13 protein-coding genes and 1 pseudogene are annotated in these 17,963 nt (G+C 38.2%); all 14 read left to right on the top strand.

All coding sequences use genetic code 11. From position 1 onward, the window contains the following. Positions 1-44: 44 nt before the first annotated feature. The 14 genes and pseudogenes from LC455_RS09055 to LC455_RS08995 all read left to right on the top strand — a co-directional run bounded on the left by LC455_RS09055 (position 45) and on the right by LC455_RS08995 (position 17,739). Entirely contained in the window at positions 45-1,214 is a 1,170-nt protein-coding gene (locus LC455_RS09055) for a M20 family metallopeptidase (RefSeq protein ID WP_223590897.1), read from the top strand. A gap of 18 nt (positions 1,215-1,232) precedes the next feature. Continuing rightward, a complete protein-coding gene (locus LC455_RS09050; protein ID WP_223590053.1) occupies positions 1,233-1,430 on the top strand; it encodes a DUF3311 domain-containing protein in 198 nt (65 codons plus the stop codon). Next, entirely contained in the window at positions 1,430-2,908 is a 1,479-nt protein-coding gene (locus LC455_RS09045) for a sodium:solute symporter family protein (RefSeq protein ID WP_223590051.1), read from the top strand. The genes LC455_RS09050 and LC455_RS09045 overlap by 1 nt, the downstream gene beginning before the upstream one ends. A gap of 155 nt (positions 2,909-3,063) precedes the next feature. Further along, positions 3,064-3,444 (top strand): annotated as a pseudogene (locus LC455_RS09040) (MFS transporter); the annotation flags it as partial. After that, the gene (locus LC455_RS31890) at positions 3,414-3,542 is read left to right on the top strand and encodes a respiratory nitrate reductase subunit gamma (RefSeq protein ID WP_223590896.1); all 129 of its coding nucleotides are present in this window, start codon (positions 3,414-3,416) and stop codon (positions 3,540-3,542) included. The pseudogene LC455_RS09040 and the gene LC455_RS31890, both read left to right, overlap by 31 nt. Positions 3,543-4,054: 512 nt before the next feature. After that, positions 4,055-5,344 (top strand): NO-inducible flavohemoprotein, encoded by a 1,290-nt coding sequence (gene hmpA, locus LC455_RS09030; RefSeq protein WP_223590050.1) that lies wholly within the window; start codon positions 4,055-4,057, stop codon positions 5,342-5,344. A gap of 153 nt (positions 5,345-5,497) precedes the next feature. Then, positions 5,498-6,586, top strand: coding sequence for a PrsW family intramembrane metalloprotease (locus LC455_RS09025; protein ID WP_223590048.1), 1,089 nt, complete (start codon positions 5,498-5,500; stop codon positions 6,584-6,586). 211 nt (positions 6,587-6,797) lie between these two features. Further along, positions 6,798-8,078 (top strand): VTT domain-containing protein, encoded by a 1,281-nt coding sequence (locus LC455_RS09020; RefSeq protein WP_223590046.1) that lies wholly within the window; start codon positions 6,798-6,800, stop codon positions 8,076-8,078. Between the two features lie 132 nt (positions 8,079-8,210). After that, complete coding sequence (locus LC455_RS31365) at positions 8,211-8,345, top strand: hypothetical protein (protein WP_263297735.1); 135 nt, start codon at positions 8,211-8,213, stop codon at positions 8,343-8,345. Positions 8,346-8,484: 139 nt separating this feature from the next. Next, entirely contained in the window at positions 8,485-11,568 is a 3,084-nt protein-coding gene (locus tag LC455_RS09015; protein ID WP_223590045.1) for an efflux RND transporter permease subunit, read from the top strand. A 135-nt stretch (positions 11,569-11,703) separates the two neighbouring features. After that, on the top strand, positions 11,704-13,617 hold the full coding sequence (locus LC455_RS09010; protein ID WP_223590043.1) for a PhoX family protein: 1,914 nt from the start codon (positions 11,704-11,706) through the stop codon (positions 13,615-13,617). 120 nt (positions 13,618-13,737) lie between these two features. Continuing rightward, complete coding sequence (locus LC455_RS09005; protein WP_223590041.1) at positions 13,738-15,060, top strand: multicopper oxidase family protein; 1,323 nt, start codon at positions 13,738-13,740, stop codon at positions 15,058-15,060. A 79-nt stretch (positions 15,061-15,139) separates the two neighbouring features. Beyond that, positions 15,140-16,549 carry a two-component system histidine kinase PnpS gene (gene pnpS, locus LC455_RS09000; RefSeq protein WP_223590040.1) on the top strand — a complete coding sequence of 470 codons (1,410 nt, stop codon included), beginning with the start codon at positions 15,140-15,142 and terminating at the stop codon, positions 16,547-16,549. A 260-nt stretch (positions 16,550-16,809) separates the two neighbouring features. Further along, the gene (locus LC455_RS08995) at positions 16,810-17,739 is read left to right on the top strand and encodes a phosphate ABC transporter substrate-binding protein (protein WP_223590038.1); all 930 of its coding nucleotides are present in this window, start codon (positions 16,810-16,812) and stop codon (positions 17,737-17,739) included. Positions 17,740-17,963 lie beyond the last annotated feature (224 nt).

Genomic DNA, 17,963 nt, shown 5'->3' with positions numbered 1-17,963 from the left:
GTTTAGTAGGTTGTATAAAGAAGGAGTTGAATGAGTTGTTACAAATGAAAATGATTCATGAATTAATTGAGGAGGTTAAAGACGAAGTAATTGGATGGCGAAGATATTTACATAAATATCCAGAGCTGTCTTTTCAGGAAGAAAAAACAGCACAATTCGTTTATGAAACACTTCAAACTTTTGGTGATTTAGAGATTATACGCCCGACAAAAACAAGTGTTATGGCCCGCTTAATTGGTCAGCAACCAGGGAAGGTCATTGTACTGCGGGCAGATATGGATGCGCTTCCAATTGAAGAAGAGAATGATTTTGATTTTGTTTCACAAAGTTCAGGAGTGATGCATGCTTGCGGGCATGATGGGCATACGGCGATGCTGCTTGGAGCGGCAAAGATTTTGACACAGGTAAAGGATCAAATAAAAGGGGAGGTGCGCTTTTTATTTCAGCATGCTGAGGAATTACCGCCTGGAGGTGCCCAAGAGCTGGTGGCAGCCGGTGTCCTTGATGGTGTAGATATGATAATTGGTACACACCTCATGTCCACTCTTCCCTTTGGGAAAATTGGCTTGAGTTACGGTCCGATGATGGCAGGGGCTGACACTTTTAGGATTTCCGTGGTGGGTAAGGGGGGACACGCCTCACAGCCAGAACTAACCATCGACCCGATTGCCATTGGAACCCAGATTGTAACAAATCTTCAGCATATTGTTTCGAGATATTGCGATGCTCAAGAAACCCTAGTGATTTCTGTGACCCAGTTCCATGGGGGTAGCGCGATTAATGTAATTCCAAGTAATGTGAGAATTGGAGGATCGGTACGAAGCTTTAACCCGAATCTGAGGGAAAAGATTCCAACTTATATCGAACGCATTGTAAAAGGAATTACAGAAGCGCATGGAGCAACATATGAATACGATTATCAGTTCGGTTATGCGCCTACCATAAATGATGAAGAAGTCACAAAATTGCTGGATGAAGCGGTTTGTGAAGTGTTTGGGGAAAAAAGCAGAGAGTATATTAAGCCAATCATGGGGAGTGAAGACTTCTCAGCTTATCAAAAAGTGGTGCCAGGATCTTATATCTTCATAGGCGCTCGTAACGGAGAAAATGGGATTATTCATCCTCACCATCACCCGAAATTTGATATTGATGAGCAAGCATTACAATTCGGAGTAAAGTTATTCGTTCATGGAACATTGAAAATATTGAATTAGAACACGAGGGGGATGAGTATGAAAAAAATCTATTGGCTTGGATTGATTCCGGTTTTGGGTTTTGTGATAGGAGCTTTATTTTCAAACAGAGTGACTCCTTATGTTTTAGGAATGCCATTTTTCCACTTTTGGGTTGTCCTCTGGTCTTTACTTACAACTGGAATACTTGGAATTATTTATAAACTTGATCCTGCGAATCAAAAGGAGGATTTTTAATGAATATTTCCATGTTTTTAATCTTGTTGTTTTTCGTTGTTTCAATCGTTATTGGTATCTGGTCTAGAAAAGGGAAGGAGATGAATTTAGAACAGTGGTCTGTTGGCGGTCGTGGAATGGGTACGCTGTTTGTCTTTCTTTTATCCGCCGGTGAAATGTATACGACCTTTACTTTTTTAGGTGCAAGTGGTTCGGCTTATAGTGATGGAGGTGCCATTTTTAGTATTGTATCATACGGCTGCCTAGCTACTGTCATCTCTTACTGGTCATTTCCTGCAATTTGGAAATATGCGAAGGAACATAAATTAATTTCCCAATCAGATTTCTTTGTAAAAAAATATCAAAGTCCTTATCTTGGAGTACTGGTAGCCGTAGTAGGCGTGGTCGCTTGTATTTGTTATTTGGTTTTACAATTAAAAGGGTTGGGGTATATCGTTGAGGCAACATCTTATGGGGTTATATCTTCCAAAATAGCGATTTGGATTGGAGCTATTGGCGTAACTGTTTTTGTTATGTTGTCAGGTATTCACGGCGCTGCATGGACTTCTGTTCTGAAGGATTTCCTCATTCTTGGCATCGTAGTATTTTTAGGTGTCTACTTTCCGATTCACTATTTTGGCGGGATTCAGCCAATGTATGAAGCGATCGAACAAGCAAAATCAAACTTTACCGTACTTCCTAATCATGGTATGAACACCACATGGTATACCTCAACAGTTATTTTAAGCGGGATTGGTTTTTATATGTGGCCGCATTCGTTCCCCAATATCTTTGCAGCCAAAAATGAGAAAGCTTTACGGAAAAATGCAATCCTTATGCCATTGTATCAATTGATATTATTGTTTGCCTTTTTTGTTGGATTTGCAGCTGTATTACAGATTCCAGGATTAACAGGAAGTGAAAGCGATCTTATTTTGCTCCGTCTTTCTAAAGAGTCTTTTGATCCTTGGTTTGTCGGATTAATTGGCGGCACAGGTGTTTTAGCAGCCTTAGTACCGAGTTCCATGCTATTGATGGTTATATCAACATTACTGACAAAAAACATCTTTCAAGTTTTTGTTCCTTCTACAACAGAGGAACAGATTGCAAAAATAGTGAAATATTTAGTTCCAATAATTACTCTTTTAGGGCTTTATTTTACCTTTAAAGGAGGAAATTCACTATTTGGAATTGCATTAATTGCTTATAATTTTATTACACAATTGGCACCTGCGTTTTTCTTTAGTTTGTTGAAGAGAAATTTTGTCACAAAATATGGCGCATTAGCGGGAATCCTTTCCGGAGGAGTATTGGTATCCATAATGTCTTTAGGAAATATAACGATTGGACAGCTTTTACCTCATATACCTCAAGTTATTAAAGATTTGAATGTAGGAATTATTGCTCTATTTGTAAACACAATCGTTGTGATAGCAGTAAGTTTGATGACTAAAAAGATCTCGCTGACACAACTCAAAGCCAAAGCAGTGACTGAGTAACGTGAAAAGGGAATCCTAAAAGAGGGTTCTCTTTTTTTTGATACAAAATAGCAAGGTCGAATTTTTGAAAAAAGGATTTGAATCACAGCGAGTATCGTAAACTAAAAAGAAATTACATAAATATTTTCATCCCTATTGAAAGGAGAAAATGGACTATGAATTTAAAAAAATTGCAACTGCTACTTCAATCTCTAAGCCTTGTGGTTGGATTTATGGTCTGGGCAATCATTTCATCCTTAATGCCCCATATAAAAAAAGAAATATCGCTCTCACCTAATGAAATCGCCTTGGTTACAGCCGTTCCCGTAATATTAGGTTCGCTTATTTGTGTCCTTTTGGGATACTGGACAAACCGCTTTGGCGCAAGAATCATCTTTTTCATCAGTTTTATCATTTTAATTTTCCCCCTCTATTATATAAGTATGGCAAATTCTAAGGTGGATTTGATCATTGGCGGCTTAGTCCTTGGAATGGGGGGAGCTGTCTTTTCAATCGGAGTCACTTCATTACCAAAATATTTTTCTCGTTTATCTTATTTGCTGCAATTCCGTTTACCCATCTTGTGAATATGTTTAGTTTTCCACTGCGTTATTCAACACGCTCTCCGCAGCAGTACCGCTCAAAAACCGGTTAAAAAAAATAGTAGATAGAGGGGGAAACCTCCTCTATTTTCTTATTTATCATATCCTTCGATACTTATGGCAAATTTTTTGAGACTTACTACACTTTTTTTTCCCTACTTATGACCTCTTTCCTCTCGATTACTACATGATTTTCTAAACTTAGGACACTTTCTGGATATTAATTGGTAAATCCCCAAATTCAAGAAGATTTAATACATCTTTTTCGCTACTTATGACCTCTTTTCGTTCACTTACTACATAATTTTCGAAACTTACGACATTTACTGGATATTAATTGGTAAATCCTCCAATTCAAGAAGATTTACAACATCTTTTTCGCTACTTATGACCTCTTTCCGTTCACTTACTACATAATTTTCGAAACTAACGACATTTCTAGGATTTTAATTGGAAACCTTTCCGATCTCACATCTTTTTCAAATACTCTAACAAAAAATACCTTATTTAGAACTCCACATTATAGAGAAAATAAATTTTGTAGAATAAAGGGGGTTTTAAAAGGATGTCCATTACAAAAATAGAAGATAAGCAGTCGTGGCAAGAGGTTTTAAAAACAGTTAAGGCCCTTGACCCACAAAAGCTCGAAATTATCAAAGCAACATTGCCAGTTGTAAAAGAGCACGGTGAAGCAATTACGAAAGCTTTTTATAAGAGGATGTTTAAGCAGCATCCAGAGCTTTTAAATATATTTAATCAAACACACCAAATTACAGGCCACCAGCCGAAAGCTCTCGCAGATGCGGTTTATGGGGCTGCGGCTAACATTGAGGATTTTAGTCAAATTATGCCCGTATTAGAGAGAATCGGAGAAAAACATAGAAGCTTGCAAATCAAACCGGAGCATTATCCAATTGTCGGTGAAAACCTTCTTGGAGCTATAAAAGAAATATTAGGGGATGCGGCCACAAGTGAAATTATTGATGCTTGGGCAGATGCTTATGGAGTGATATCAGATGTTTTCATCAGAATGGAAAACAAAATGTACAAAACCACTGAAGCAATGCCCGGTGGATGGGCTGGTTTCCGTGATTTCGTCGTCAATAAAAAGGTGGAAGAAAGCGACGTTATTACATCGTTTTACTTAAAACCGAAAGATGGGAAAGAGATCGCCGGCTTTATACCAGGGCAATACATAACCGTTAAAATGGAGATTGCTGGTGAAACGTACACCCATTTACGGCAATATAGCCTGTCAGATCGTCCTGGTTTAGATTATTACCGAATAAGCGTAAAGCGGGAAGATACAAAAAGTGAAAATGTTCCTGCAGGGATTGTGTCAACCTATTTGCACAATCATGTAAAGGAAGGAGAATTTATTCCGATTACCGCACCAGCAGGTGACTTTTATTTGAATATGGAGTCAACACTGCCATTGGTATTAATCAGCGGTGGAGTTGGTTTAACACCGATGATGTCGATGTTAAATACAACTGTAAAAGAAAAGCCAAACCGGGACATTTATTATATCCATGCATCCCTCAATAGTAAGCTGCATGCTTTTAAAACACATGTGAATGATATGGCTTCAGAATATAAAAATTTGAAATCCTTCGTGATTTATGAGAAACCAACAGATGAAGATAAAGAAATGCGGAACTTTGATAATGAAGGATTTTTTAATCTAGAATGGCTTCAACAAACTTTACCGTCTAAAGAAGCTGATTTTTATTTTTGCGGACCAGAGCCTTTCATGAAAGTAGTAAATAAAGCGTTAAAGCAGTGGGGAGTATCGGAAGAACATATCCATTACGAATTTTTTGGCTCTTTTGGTAAATTGGATGAATTGGATTAATACAAAAAGGCAGAAGGAATTCAAATCCTCCTGCCTTTTTTGTGATAAAATTTTGCAAAAAATCTATTGGTATTATTGGTTTCAAAAGGGAATCATACATTTATTAGCACTTTTAAGATTAGAAAATTTGAATAATGGAAGGGGAGAAGGCAAATGAAATGCCCGGGATGTGTTTATGTTAATCCGGATGGGGTAAAGTTTTGTTTAAACTGCGGCGAAAAGTTTATGCGCCCTGAAAACGGTAACCAAGACGAAAACAGCTATTTCTATGAATTTGCCCATTATGTCGACATGGTTCCCAAATTTGAACGGTCGGTTGAACCAAAATTTCAAAATATATTTTCACGTGTGTTCCGAAATCATAGTATTCTTGAGGCTGAACGGCTTTTCATCGTTGGAACAGCGCTTACCACTCCTAAAATAGAGGAAGTAAAGGAAACATGGCCGAAACCTTGGCTATTTACGAGGGTTTTCATCATTGCACTCATTGCTTTCCTTGGATTGTTTTTGGGTGTCAGCTTGTTCAAAAATATGAACTTCTTACCAGGACTTATTATCGTAGGTGCTTTTGCGGTGCCATTTACTACTTTAATATTCTTCTGGGAAATGAACGCACCTCAGAATATTGCTTTTTATAGAGTCATTTACGTGGTGTTTATCGGCGGTATTCTATCGATGCTGGTCGCCCTTGTTTTTTTTAATATCTTAAAACATAACATCAATCCCATTACAATTGGGATCGCCGAGGAACTGGCAAAGGTTGCGACGGTAATCCTGTTCGTGCGCAACATTAAATACAGATATATTCTTAACGGACTTCTGATAGGTGCTGCGGTTGGCGCCGGCTTCGCTGCTTTTGAAACCGCTGGTTATGCACTAAGGGCACTTCTTTCAGGTAGTTTTTCAAGCCTGTATTCCACCATCCTTTGGCGCAGTTTTCTAGCCCCTGGCGGACATGTTGCTTGGGCTGCATTGACAGGGGCCGCATTTTGCATGGTACAAGGGGATAAACATCCTGAATTAAACATGTTTATAAAAGCAAAATTCCTCCGGATATTTTTTATCGTCGTTTTACTGCATGCTTTATGGGACGCACCGATTCCGGGCATTTTTCCGGTAGGACAAATCGTTTTGATGACCGCCTCATGGATTCTCGTTTTCCGGATGATTCGGATGGGCTTAAAGGAAATCGCTGAGAAGAAGGGGAGGGCAATAATAAGTCCATTAGATCCAACACCCTAGGGCTAGAAATAGCCCTATTTTTTATTTTGAGGAGTTTACTTCAGCATTAGACGAGCCGAAAAATAACACGGGATTGTATGTTCCCTTAATAAAAGATTAATAATTGATTAAGATGCAAAATGAAAGGAGAATTCGTGCTAGCATTTTAAATGGGGCTTAGTGGAAGAATCCATTTAAGTTCTATTTCGGGTCTAAATTTGGAGGCATATAAATGTCACATTTAATCACTTTATTTGAACATCACAGCTATCTGATTCTATTTATAGGAATTTTCCTGGAGCTTATGGCACTGCCCATTTCAGGAGAGTTTTTAATGAGCTATGCTGGTTATTTTGTATATCAAGGAAAAATGAATTACATTCTGGCTCTCCTGACGGTCTTTTCTGCAGGCGGTGCGGGCATTACGGTAACCTATTGGATTGGGAGGGCAGGAGGATATAAACTTATTGAAAAATACGGAAAGTATATCCACATGGGACCGGAAAGATATAAAAAAACAGCTGTCTGGTTCGAGCGTTCAGGCAGTAAATTGTTAGTTTTCGCTTATTTCATACCGGGAATCAGGCATTTCACGGGCTATATTTCGGGGATCTCAAAAATGCCATTTCGAAAATTTATTCTGCCGGCTTATATTGGATCATTTTTGTGGGGATTTTGTTTTATTACCTTAGGAAAAGTATTGGGGCCAAGGTGGCAGGCTTTCCATCATTCAGCAAGCAAATATTTTATTATCTTTATAATTGTTTTTGTAATCTTGTTGGCAGGTTATTTGGCCTACCGGTTTTATAAAAATCAAATTAAGGATTTTTTTATTCACTTCACACAACGGCTGCTTCATCATCTTAAAACCATTAGAAAAACAGAACTCTTTCTCATTTTTCTTACTCTAGTATTAATAGGTATGGTGACATTGATGCTTGGTATGGCTCAAGACTATTTATTTGGTGAGTTTAGCCAGTTTGATGATGTCACTGAATATTTGGTTGACGCAGCTATTTATATGAGATGGATGAGACTATTTCAATTATTCCAATCTCCGTATGCTCTCGGTGCCATAATTGGAATAACCCTCATCATGGTTTGGAGAAAAGGGCAAAACAGGCTGCTTGAGTTTCTTCTACTAATTTTTCCCATTTTAGGAGCGAGGTTGTTTCATGAATCAGTCATACAGATTTTTTCCACGCTTCAATCAATGGGATTCGTAGGTAAAATTCATTCTGATCATTTTCCTGAAATAAGTTCGTTGATAACCATCACTATTTATGGAACATGTTTATTTTTACTTGTCCGTCATCCGAAAAACACAATTACTCCAATTATGGGCCCCATAGTAACGATAGTCGTATTAGTGGGGTTTACCATAACAAAGATAGCATCGAGCGAAATACTTCCAAGCGATATTGTTGGCGGATATGTCTATGGGGGTGTCTGGATATTTTTTAACTTCTTATTGTTTGAAATGATTCGACTTGTTTTGAAAAAAAATCAATAGTTTAAAGTCACCAACACAACCAATATAACACCGGAAGCAAAGGAACTTTCGAAAAAATGGACAGAGTGGTCGAACAAGAATAAAGATAAGTTAACCGGCAAAAATGCAGTACCAGATGAAATCAACGCAAATATGCAAAATCATGCTGTTTGGTATGCGACAGAAGGCTTTGATAAACCATACCCAGGTGAGGAAAAAGCTCTTGCACCAGAAGAGGTCGAAAAACAGCCTGAAAGCTTTGCTCCGACTACTACTGACAATGACTAATAGATTAATTCTACTATTCTTATAGGGGATTGCTGCGAAAAATAAAAAATGTAACATAACAATAGCTATCCGTAAGGGTAGCTATTGTTATAAATAAAAGGGGGAGCGGTTTCGGGCTTCATTGCCCGAATAAAATGACATGAAACGATTGATTAATGAAATGATGAAGCGCGGAATTCTTATTTTAACTTTAATAGTTCTTATACTCGCGTGGGGTGGAATGTCCGCATGGCAAATACAAAGAGACTACCTCCCAGAAATCAATAATTCAACCCTGTCGGTAACAGTCCGTGCAGATAATTACCAGGCGGATCAAGTAAAAGCAACAATTACAGAACCTATCCAACAGGCTGTACGTGTCGTGGATGGTCTTCAAGATGTAGAAACAAACTCATTTAATGGCGGATCATTGATCAGTCTTAACTTTCCTATGAATTATAATATGGAACAAGCGGAGGAACAGGTTACAAAAGCTTTGGCTGATATCAAATTACCTGCTGGCATAGATAAACCGCTGGTAACCCGCCTTAGTACACATTCCATGCCCATTATAAGAATGAGTCTGATGAGTTCTTCTGAAAATATCTCAGAAAATATGCTCCGAACCTCTATTCATGTGGATTTCGTCAATCGATTAAAAACTGTGCCAGGAGTTAAAGATGTCCGAGTATCCGGTGGTGGAACAGCCGGATATGCCGTTAACCTTCGTCTGGAAGATTTAACGAGAGCTGGTTTAACCGTTAATGACGTAAAACAATCACTTGAAGAAAACTATATTACTGGATTAGAGGGAAAGGTTTCAAACAACCAGGTATCTATTCCTGTCCAAGTTTCTGGGTGGGGATTAAATCAACAAGATCTATTGAAGATTTCTATTCATAACGGAGAAGGCAAAACTGTTCCACTTTCAGAGGTTGCAGGCATTTCAAACTCCATAGTTAACCTGGAGACTATCTCAAGAACCGATGGGAGGCCAAGCGTACTATTAGATGTTTTGAAGACTTCAACATCCAATATTACAGATGTATCTGATCGGATAAAGAGTAAAATCAAAGATATTCCTGCATTGAAAAATAAAGATATTCAAGCTTCCATTTTATTTGATCAAGGAGTCCAGGTTAATGAATCTCTAAAAGGGTTAATAAAAGAGGGTTTATTAGGCTGCTTGTTTTCAATGATTTGTGTATTTCTGTTCTTCCGGAAAGTCCGTTCTACCTTATTAATTGTCCTTTCACTGCCAATTTGTCTTTTGGCAACAACTGGCTTATTAAAAATCATGGGTATTAGTCTCAATATTCTAACTGTTTCAGGACTTATTGTGGCCATGGGCAGGGTTGTCGATGACTCGATCGTTATCCTTGATAATATGAACCGGAAAGTCCATGAGGCAAACATGAAAACCAGCGTTCACTCGCTGACACAGGCCGTAAGAGAAATGATTCCAGCCATTGTTTCATCAACTGCGACTACGGTTGCCGTCTATGTTCCAATCGCGCTTATTGGCGGGATGGTAAGTTCGGCTTTTTCCGGATTTGCTTGGTCTGTGGTGATTGCCTTAATAATCTCACTATTCGTTTCCATTTTGGTTGTTCCTTCACTTTACAACCTGTTTTGGAAGGGAAGACCGATGTCGGGCGATGATAAATTAGAGCCTTTCGCCCAAAAAATTCTTAATTGGGTATTTGAAAGAAAGAAAAAAGTGATCTTAACCTTTGTTTCATTATTTCTATTAACGTCGGTGGGAGCTGCCTTCCTGCCAGTGAATTTTTTGCCAACAGCCAAAACTGGTCAAATCGCTGTCCAAATCGAAATGCCTCAAAATACTTCCTTAACCGAAGTCGATGCAGAAGTAAAAAGATTGGAAGCCTTATTGGAAACGAACCCTAAAGTCGAGTCATTTTCTTCAGGGCTCGGATCATCGTTCACTCCTCAATCGGATGATGTTTTTGATGCAGGAGGCGGATGGCTCCAGAAACCGAATATTACCAATTTATCCATAAAGGTTAAGAAAAGTACGGATGTAAATGACTTTATTAAGAGTTTACAAAATCAATTAAATGCATTGTCAAGCAAAGCTGTTTACGCTGTTTCAAATCAAAATATTGCAGGCGATGATTCCCAATTAAAAATTAATCTTACGGGATCCGATAGTCAAACACTAGAAACAATGGCACAAACAATACGAAACGAGCTTAAACTTATTCCAAGTCTATCAGTACAAGGTGCTGCGGAAGCTGATGATCATATGACTCAGTATCAGATTACTCTAAACCGCAAGGCAATCGAACATTATGGTATTAAGCTGGAGGACGTTATTAATCGAATTCAGCAATATACCGCTGAAGGAACAAAAGGGTTCATCTCAATTAATCAAAATCAATTTCCAATTGTTATTTATACCGATAAACAAAATGGCACTTCAAAGGATATCTTTACGTTAATGGGCGGTGAGACCTTCCTAGAAAAGGATGGAAAAAGCGTGAGATTGGATCAGCTTGCATCATTAGAGCCAACAGGTTCATCGGTGATTCAGGAGAAGGATGGACAACCGTACTCTGTGATTACCGCAAACATCATTTCAAGTGATATTGGAAAAGTATCAAAACAAGTCAAAACTTCCCTTGGGAAAATTCCGCTGCCGGAGGGTATCGAGTATTCATTTGCGGGTGCTCCTCAGCAGGTATATGAAATGATTTACGAAATGGCGCTCGCTTTGTTTTTTTCCATTTTACTCGTACTGATGATCATAAGTTCTGTCTTTCAGGGATGGAGAGCACCTATGACCGTATTAATTTGTATCCCATTAGCCTTTATTGGCTCTGTAATCGGAATGTTTATTTTTCAACTTGAATGGAATCTCGCAGCATTAGTGGGATTATTGATGTTGACGGGGATCGTCGTGACTAACGGGATCGTTCTTGTAGATAAAATTGAAAGAAATCTTAGAGACGGATTAGAACCAAAATTAGCCATCATGAGCGGGACCGCAACGCGGGTCAGACCCGTTTTAATGACAGCATGTACAACTGTATTAACTTTGCTTCCTTTAGCCGTATCAGGTAAAGCAGACACCATCGTGTCACAAACATTAGGTGTTGTTGTGGTGGGAGGCATGATCAGTTCGACGCTTATTTGCCTCTTGGTCATTCCAATCATGTATGAATGGATGAGTGGAAAAGGCAGAAAAACAAAGTCTTCGCAACAGTCCCAGATTTCAGCATAGATGTCAGGATTGGTAAGGAAAATTCAGTTTTTACAAAATCTTTGCATTCCCTTAACAAAAGAGAAACGTGCCATTAATATTCTTTTTGTTTAATGGATACGTAGAGAAAAAAGCATGCAATTGAGGAGGATAAAAATGAAAAAAATCCGTTTTGGCAAAAAAGGGGCAGCCGCTGTACTCGCATTGGCACTTACGATTCCAGCCGTAACACCTGCTTTCGCAAGCAGTGGGGATGCGAAAATCGACTCGGTTCGATTTATTGGAATGGATGCTCCTAAAAAGATTGAGGATATGGTTAAAACTTACACAAACGCATCAATGGAAGTAAAGTACAGCAATGGTGAAGTGAAGAAATTCCCACTTACTTATAAGAGACTTTTCAAGTCTGAAGATAAAGTAGCCATTAACAAAGGCAAGCTAATTCCAGCTGGTACTCCAATTGATGTAAAGGGAGATCCGATTATGGATACAAGTGTGGAAGGGAAACCTACATATTTTGTTTCTGATGCTCCCGATTCTAATAGTTTATTGAAGCCAATTAACGGACAACTTTATATGGTAACCCATTATGAATACCAGACCATAGATGCCGCTGGCAAATCTGCTTACGGTATCGTTCCTGCATCCATGTCTCTAACAACTCTTGACCAGGACAAGAAAACGGGAGAGCTAACACCTAAAGAAGTTAAAAAAATTGATTTTTCAAGTGTAAATGGTCTTTGGATTCCATGCAACGGATCTCTTTCACCGTGGAATACCCACTTAGGGTCAGAGGAGTATGAACCGGATGCCCGTACTTTTGAATCTGATTCAACATTTGCGGTACGAGCACAAGTAGAAAGCTTTGCTAAGCTTTATTTTGGGGATGTTAAAAAAGCAAATCCTTATTTCTATGGGTTCATTCCTGAAATCTCAGTGAACAAAGATGGAAACGCATCGGTTGAAAAGCATTACAGTATCGGCCGTTTTTCTCACGAATTGATGAAAATGATGCCTGATAATCGCACAGCTTTCTTTGGTGACGACGGATCATATACTACTATGTTCATGTATGTTGCGGATAAAGTGAAGGATTTATCTGCCGGTACATTATATGCTGCTAAGTTCCATCAAACAGGAACTGAAAATGGTGGTGCTGGAAACTTAGAATGGATTAAACTTGGCCATGCCTCTGATAAAGAAATTAAAGCTATTATCGACAGCAAGGTTACATTCAGTGATATTTTCGAAACATCTGATGTCCTAAAGCCTGGCTTCAAAGCAATTAAGCAATATTCCTATGGTAAAACTGAATACTTGAAAGTGAAACCAGGTATGGAAAAAGCGGCAGCGTTCTTAGAGTCTCGCCGTTATGCTGCACTACTTGGAGCTACATCTGAATTTAACAAAATGGAAGGTGTAACTTTAAACGAAAAGGATAATAAGGTTTACATTGCCATCTCGGATCAAAGCAACGGTATGACCGCAAGTTCGTCAGATCCAACTGATGATATGAAACTGCCAAAAATTAAATCCGGTGTGACGTATCAATTGGATTTAACAGCTGGTCAAAAGGACAGCAATGGACAAACGATTAACAGTGAATATGTTGCTTCGAAAATGTCTGGATTAATTGCTGGTGAAGATTTACCGACAGCGGATGCTTATGGTAATATAGCCAATGTAAATAAAGTGGCTAATACAGATAATTTAAGCTTCTCTGAATCATTAAGAACACTATTCATCGGTGAAGATAGCGGCATGCATACCAATAACTTCGTTTGGGCTTATAATGTCGATACAAAAGAATTAACAAGAATATTATCCGTTCCAGCCGGTGCAGAAGCAACTGGTTTGGCAGCAGTGGATAACCGCAGAGGACATTCTTATATTATGAGCAACTTCCAGCATCCAGGGGATGAACTTGGAGGCAAGAATATAACAGCAGTCGATAAAGCTGAATTACAAGCAGCAATGGAAAAAGAAATTGGTATTGATCGTACCGGTGGAGTAGGATATATTTCTGGAATGCCTAAACTTGGCGACCTGCAAAATAACGATCAAGATTAATCGCTATATAGATTAAGAGTTAAATATATTCGTTTTACTTAAATTCATACTCCGGTAATCTTAAGATTTCCGGGGTATTTTTACTTGTTAACTGAAAAATGACAACGTAGGAGTGCTTACATGAAACGTTTTCCTTCATTTATACTTTTTACAATCATGGGCTGCCTTTTAATCTTTTCTGTTATTTTCATTTATGCAACGAAAGAAGAAGCGTCTGCTAAAACAGAAAAAGGGCAGACACAGGTGTTTCATTTATATGCTGCGGATATGGAACAGGAAATTGCCCAGGGTACGACCCTGTATTCATGGGGCTTTGGATTGTGGGATCCAAAGAAAAATGCGCCTGCGACCCAGCCTAGCGTTCCCGGGCCGGAAATACGTGTAACCGAGGGAGATCACGTCAAAGTGGTATTCCACAATCAGCAAAAAGAAATGCACACGATACATTTTCATGGGATTGATAATAGTTTTGCAGGCGACGGAACCCCAGAGCTGAGCCAGCATCCAACCATAAATCACGATTCTTTTACTTACGAATTTGATGCTCCTAAAGCAGGAACCTATTTCTATCACTGTCATGTTGAACCGGACAGACATCCTGAAATGGGGTTATATGGGGCTATTATTGTAGAGCCGAAAAAGCCTAAATACAAGACCGATGGCGAATTTACATTGCTTCTTTCGGAAAGAGATCCGCTTTTAAGCCTTGCTGAAGGCCAGGAAGCCCACCAGTATGTGGGAACAGCTGCGGAGCACCTTCACTTGGATAGTGAATATGACACAACCGATCGAAAGGCAAGATATTATACGATCAATGGAAAAGTTGACCCAGAAATACCGCCTCTCCATGTGAAAGAGGGAGGGACCTATTTAATAAGGCTAATTAATGCCGGCTCGGAGGTTCACTCGTTCCATACCCATGGCCACCATTTCAAGGTTATCGCTTCTGATGGCCGTGACATTAAAAATCCGATGACTAAGGATACGATTACCATCGGACCTGGAGAAAAATATGATTTATTATTGACTGCGGACAACCCTGGAATTTGGCCTATTCATTGCCATATGGGTCCGCATGCGACTCACGGGATGCATATGATGATGGTTTACGATAATTATCATGACAAAATGACCCATGGCAGTAAAAATCCAATCAGTGATGTAAAACACCATTTTGCATTGCTGAAACAATACCATTTCGAGAAGAAATACGACTTAATGAAAATAGAAATGAAGGCTATAAGTAATGGATTGCATGAGTTTTACAATTTAGTTTCTGATGAGCATTTTGAAGAATGGAATACACTCGATAACGCAGCAACAACCGTTAATCAACAACTAAATAGTACAGTGAATCCAGATATTCTGGAGAAATCAATTACAGATCTAGAACAAAAGATTAATAACATGGAGCAAATTTTACAAACTGGAGATTTAAGCTAGTTTCATAGGACAAATATATATCTTACTGTTAAGCGGGTGATTTGATGAAAAATAAAGTAATTGTTGTTGATGATGAAGAATGACAAAATTTCGAAATACGCTGGTAATTATATTCATCATATTAATATTTTCCTTATTCCTTGGATTAGGAGTATTGCTCGGTCAGTTATTTAATAGCAATTTTGCAGAAACACTAAGTGATCTTCAAAAAATTGAAATCATGCGTACCATTTTCATTTTTGTTGTCATTTTCTTAGTCCTCATTATTTATCTTGGAATGAGAATTTTATCAAGATATACAAAACCCATCGTCGAGGCAACAAATGTCGCGATTGAATTGACAGAAGGAAATTTTCAGGCCAGGACAAAAGTCAATGGTTCTGATAAAACGGGAATGTTGGGTACATCTATAAATAGGCTGGCTCAAAACCTTCAAGAACTAGTTAAATCCCAAGAAATACAGCAGGAACATCTCAGTGTTTTGATTGAAAATATGGGATCTGGTTTAGTCTTAATTGATAGCCGAGGGTATATTAGCTTAATCAATAAAGGCTTTATTGATATTTTTAAAGGCAGCCCGACTGATTATTTAGAAAATCTTTATTACGAGGTCATTAATCAGGAGGAAGTTTGTAATTTAGTTACAGAAGTATTTCGGACTGAAAAACATGTCAGTAAACAATTACTAATCCCATTATTTATAGAAAGAAGATATTTTGCTGTATACGGTGTGCCGATCATTGGAACAAATAATGTTTGGAAAGGGGTTTTACTCGTTTTTCACGACATTACAGAACTAAAAAAACTAGAGCAGGTTCGGAAAGATTTTGTTGCAAATGTTTCACATGAATTAAAAACACCCGTTACTTCAATTAAAGGATTTACTGAAACACTGTTGGATGGGGCGATGAACAATAAAGATACATTAAAATATTTCCTTTCGATTATTTTAAAAGAAAGTGGACGGCTTCAATCTCTCATTCAGGATTTATTGGAGCTTTCAAAAATAGAACAGCAAGGCTTTAAATTGGACATCCAAGAAATGGATTTATACAAATTACTCGAAGAGGTTATAACCCTCTTAAATGGGAAAGCAGAAGCAAAAGACATCCACCTTGATTTAATCTGTAAGGAGGAGCACGTTCAGATAAAAGGGGATGTGAATCGCTTAAAGCAAGTATTTATCAATTTAATTAACAATGCCATTACTTATACACCCACAAACGGAAATGTAAAGGTGCTCTTGTTTGATAATGGTAACCAAGTACGGATACATGTAAAAGACACTGGTATTGGAATGAAAAAAGAAGAAATCCCTCGTATTTTTGAGCGATTTTACCGAGTTGATCGTGCGAGAAGCCGTAACTCTGGCGGAACTGGACTTGGACTGGCAATCGTTAAACATTTGATTGAAGCCCACCAAGGTAAAATCAGTGTAACGAGTGATATTGGTAAAGGAAGTGAATTTATTATTGAGCTAAAAAAATAGGGGTAAAGAGTAGATATCATTTGCAAGGTGAAAAAAATTTTAATAAGGATTTCCATAAAAGGGTTGCCAAACAGGGCAAGTCCCTTTTTTGCTGATAGGTTAGAAATTGCTCTCTTCATAAATATAGTTTGGATTTATTTTCCTATTCAACATTTACAGAACCTTTACACTCAGTTAAAACTTAATTAAAACTTTTGTCCTATAGTATTTAATTGTAAGGTGAAAACAAAATTAATTACTCTTAGGGGGAAATAAAACAAATGAAAAGCTTTAAAAAATTAAGCCTTCTTACACTATTTGCAGCAATAATGGTAATCATGGCAGCATGTGGAGGCGGAGCATCTACTGAGAAAACAGAAGGAAACTCCAACAAAGACACTGCAAAAACGGAAGAAAAGAAAGAACTTTCTGGCTCATTAGTCGTTTCAGGTTCATCAGCAATGCAGCCATTAGTGGCAGCAGCAGCTGAAGAGTTTATGGCGAAAAATCCTAATGTTGATATCCAAGTAAATGCGGGTGGATCTGGTACTGGCCTATCACAAGTAGCTGAAGGATCTGTCCAAATTGGTAACTCAGACGTATTCGCTGAAGAAAAAGAAGGCGTCCCAGCTGATCAGCTTGTTGACCATAAAGTAGCTGTAGTCGGTATGACAGCTGCTGTTAACCCTAAAGTTGGCATTAAGGATATTAAAAAAGAAGACCTTATCAAAGTATTCACTGGTAAAATCACAAACTGGAAAGAACTTGGCGGTAAAGACCAAAAAATCGTTCTTGTAAACCGTCCTGACTCTTCTGGAACTCGTGCAGTATTTAACAAGTTCGCTCTTGATGGTGCAACACCAGCTGAAGGTGTCACAGAAGATTCTTCAAACACTGTTAAAAAGATTATTAATGAAACAGACGGTGCAATTGGTTACCTTGCATTCTCATACTTCACTGATGACACAGTAACACCTCTTGCAATCGATGGTGTAGAACCAACTGCGGAAAATGTACAATCTGGTAAATTCCCAGTATGGGCATACGAACACTCTTATACAAAGGGTGAGCCTACAGAAATAGCAAAAGCATTCCTTGATTTCATGATGTCAGATGATATCCAAAACACTTTATTAAATGAACAAGGGTATCTTCCTGTAACAAAAATGGAAGTAGAGCGTGACGCAAAGGGAAATCAAACTAATAAATAATTAATTAAAAAGGGTAAGTGCCTCGAGGCAATTATCCTTTTTTTGGGTATAACTCTTCTTGAATGGATGAATGGAAGAGGCAGAATCACAAAGACTTTACAACAGACTCAGATTTCAGCGAAGGTTTGATCCTGGTGGCTAAACATTAAGTGGAATCTACTTAAATGTCACCCACTTTTAATTTATAACTGTCCATTAGGAAAAAGGTCCATTGAATTTTGTGA

The organism is Neobacillus bataviensis, assembly GCF_019969725.1.
The sequence above is the reverse complement of the archived record's forward strand: the minus strand, read 5'-3'. Positions and strand labels throughout refer to the sequence as shown.

Excerpts from the sequence above, each read along its gene's own strand:
- LC455_RS09015 (WP_223590045.1), top strand. The coding sequence starts at position 8,485 with ATGAAACGATTGATTAATGAAATGATGAAGCGCGGAATTCTTATTTTA.
- LC455_RS09050 (WP_223590053.1), top strand. The coding sequence starts at position 1,233 with ATGAAAAAAATCTATTGGCTTGGATTGATTCCGGTTTTGGGTTTTGTG.
- LC455_RS08995 (WP_223590038.1), top strand. The coding sequence starts at position 16,810 with ATGAAAAGCTTTAAAAAATTAAGCCTTCTTACACTATTTGCAGCAATA.
- LC455_RS09005 (WP_223590041.1), top strand. The coding sequence starts at position 13,738 with ATGAAACGTTTTCCTTCATTTATACTTTTTACAATCATGGGCTGCCTT.
- LC455_RS09020 (WP_223590046.1), top strand. The coding sequence starts at position 6,798 with ATGTCACATTTAATCACTTTATTTGAACATCACAGCTATCTGATTCTA.
- LC455_RS09025 (WP_223590048.1), top strand. The coding sequence starts at position 5,498 with ATGAAATGCCCGGGATGTGTTTATGTTAATCCGGATGGGGTAAAGTTT.
- LC455_RS09045 (WP_223590051.1), top strand. The coding sequence starts at position 1,430 with ATGAATATTTCCATGTTTTTAATCTTGTTGTTTTTCGTTGTTTCAATC.
- LC455_RS09010 (WP_223590043.1), top strand. The coding sequence starts at position 11,704 with ATGAAAAAAATCCGTTTTGGCAAAAAAGGGGCAGCCGCTGTACTCGCA.
- LC455_RS09055 (WP_223590897.1), top strand. The coding sequence starts at position 45 with ATGAAAATGATTCATGAATTAATTGAGGAGGTTAAAGACGAAGTAATT.
- pnpS (WP_223590040.1), top strand. The coding sequence starts at position 15,140 with ATGACAAAATTTCGAAATACGCTGGTAATTATATTCATCATATTAATA.
- hmpA (WP_223590050.1), top strand. The coding sequence starts at position 4,055 with ATGTCCATTACAAAAATAGAAGATAAGCAGTCGTGGCAAGAGGTTTTA.
- LC455_RS31365 (WP_263297735.1), top strand. The coding sequence starts at position 8,211 with ATGCAAAATCATGCTGTTTGGTATGCGACAGAAGGCTTTGATAAACCA.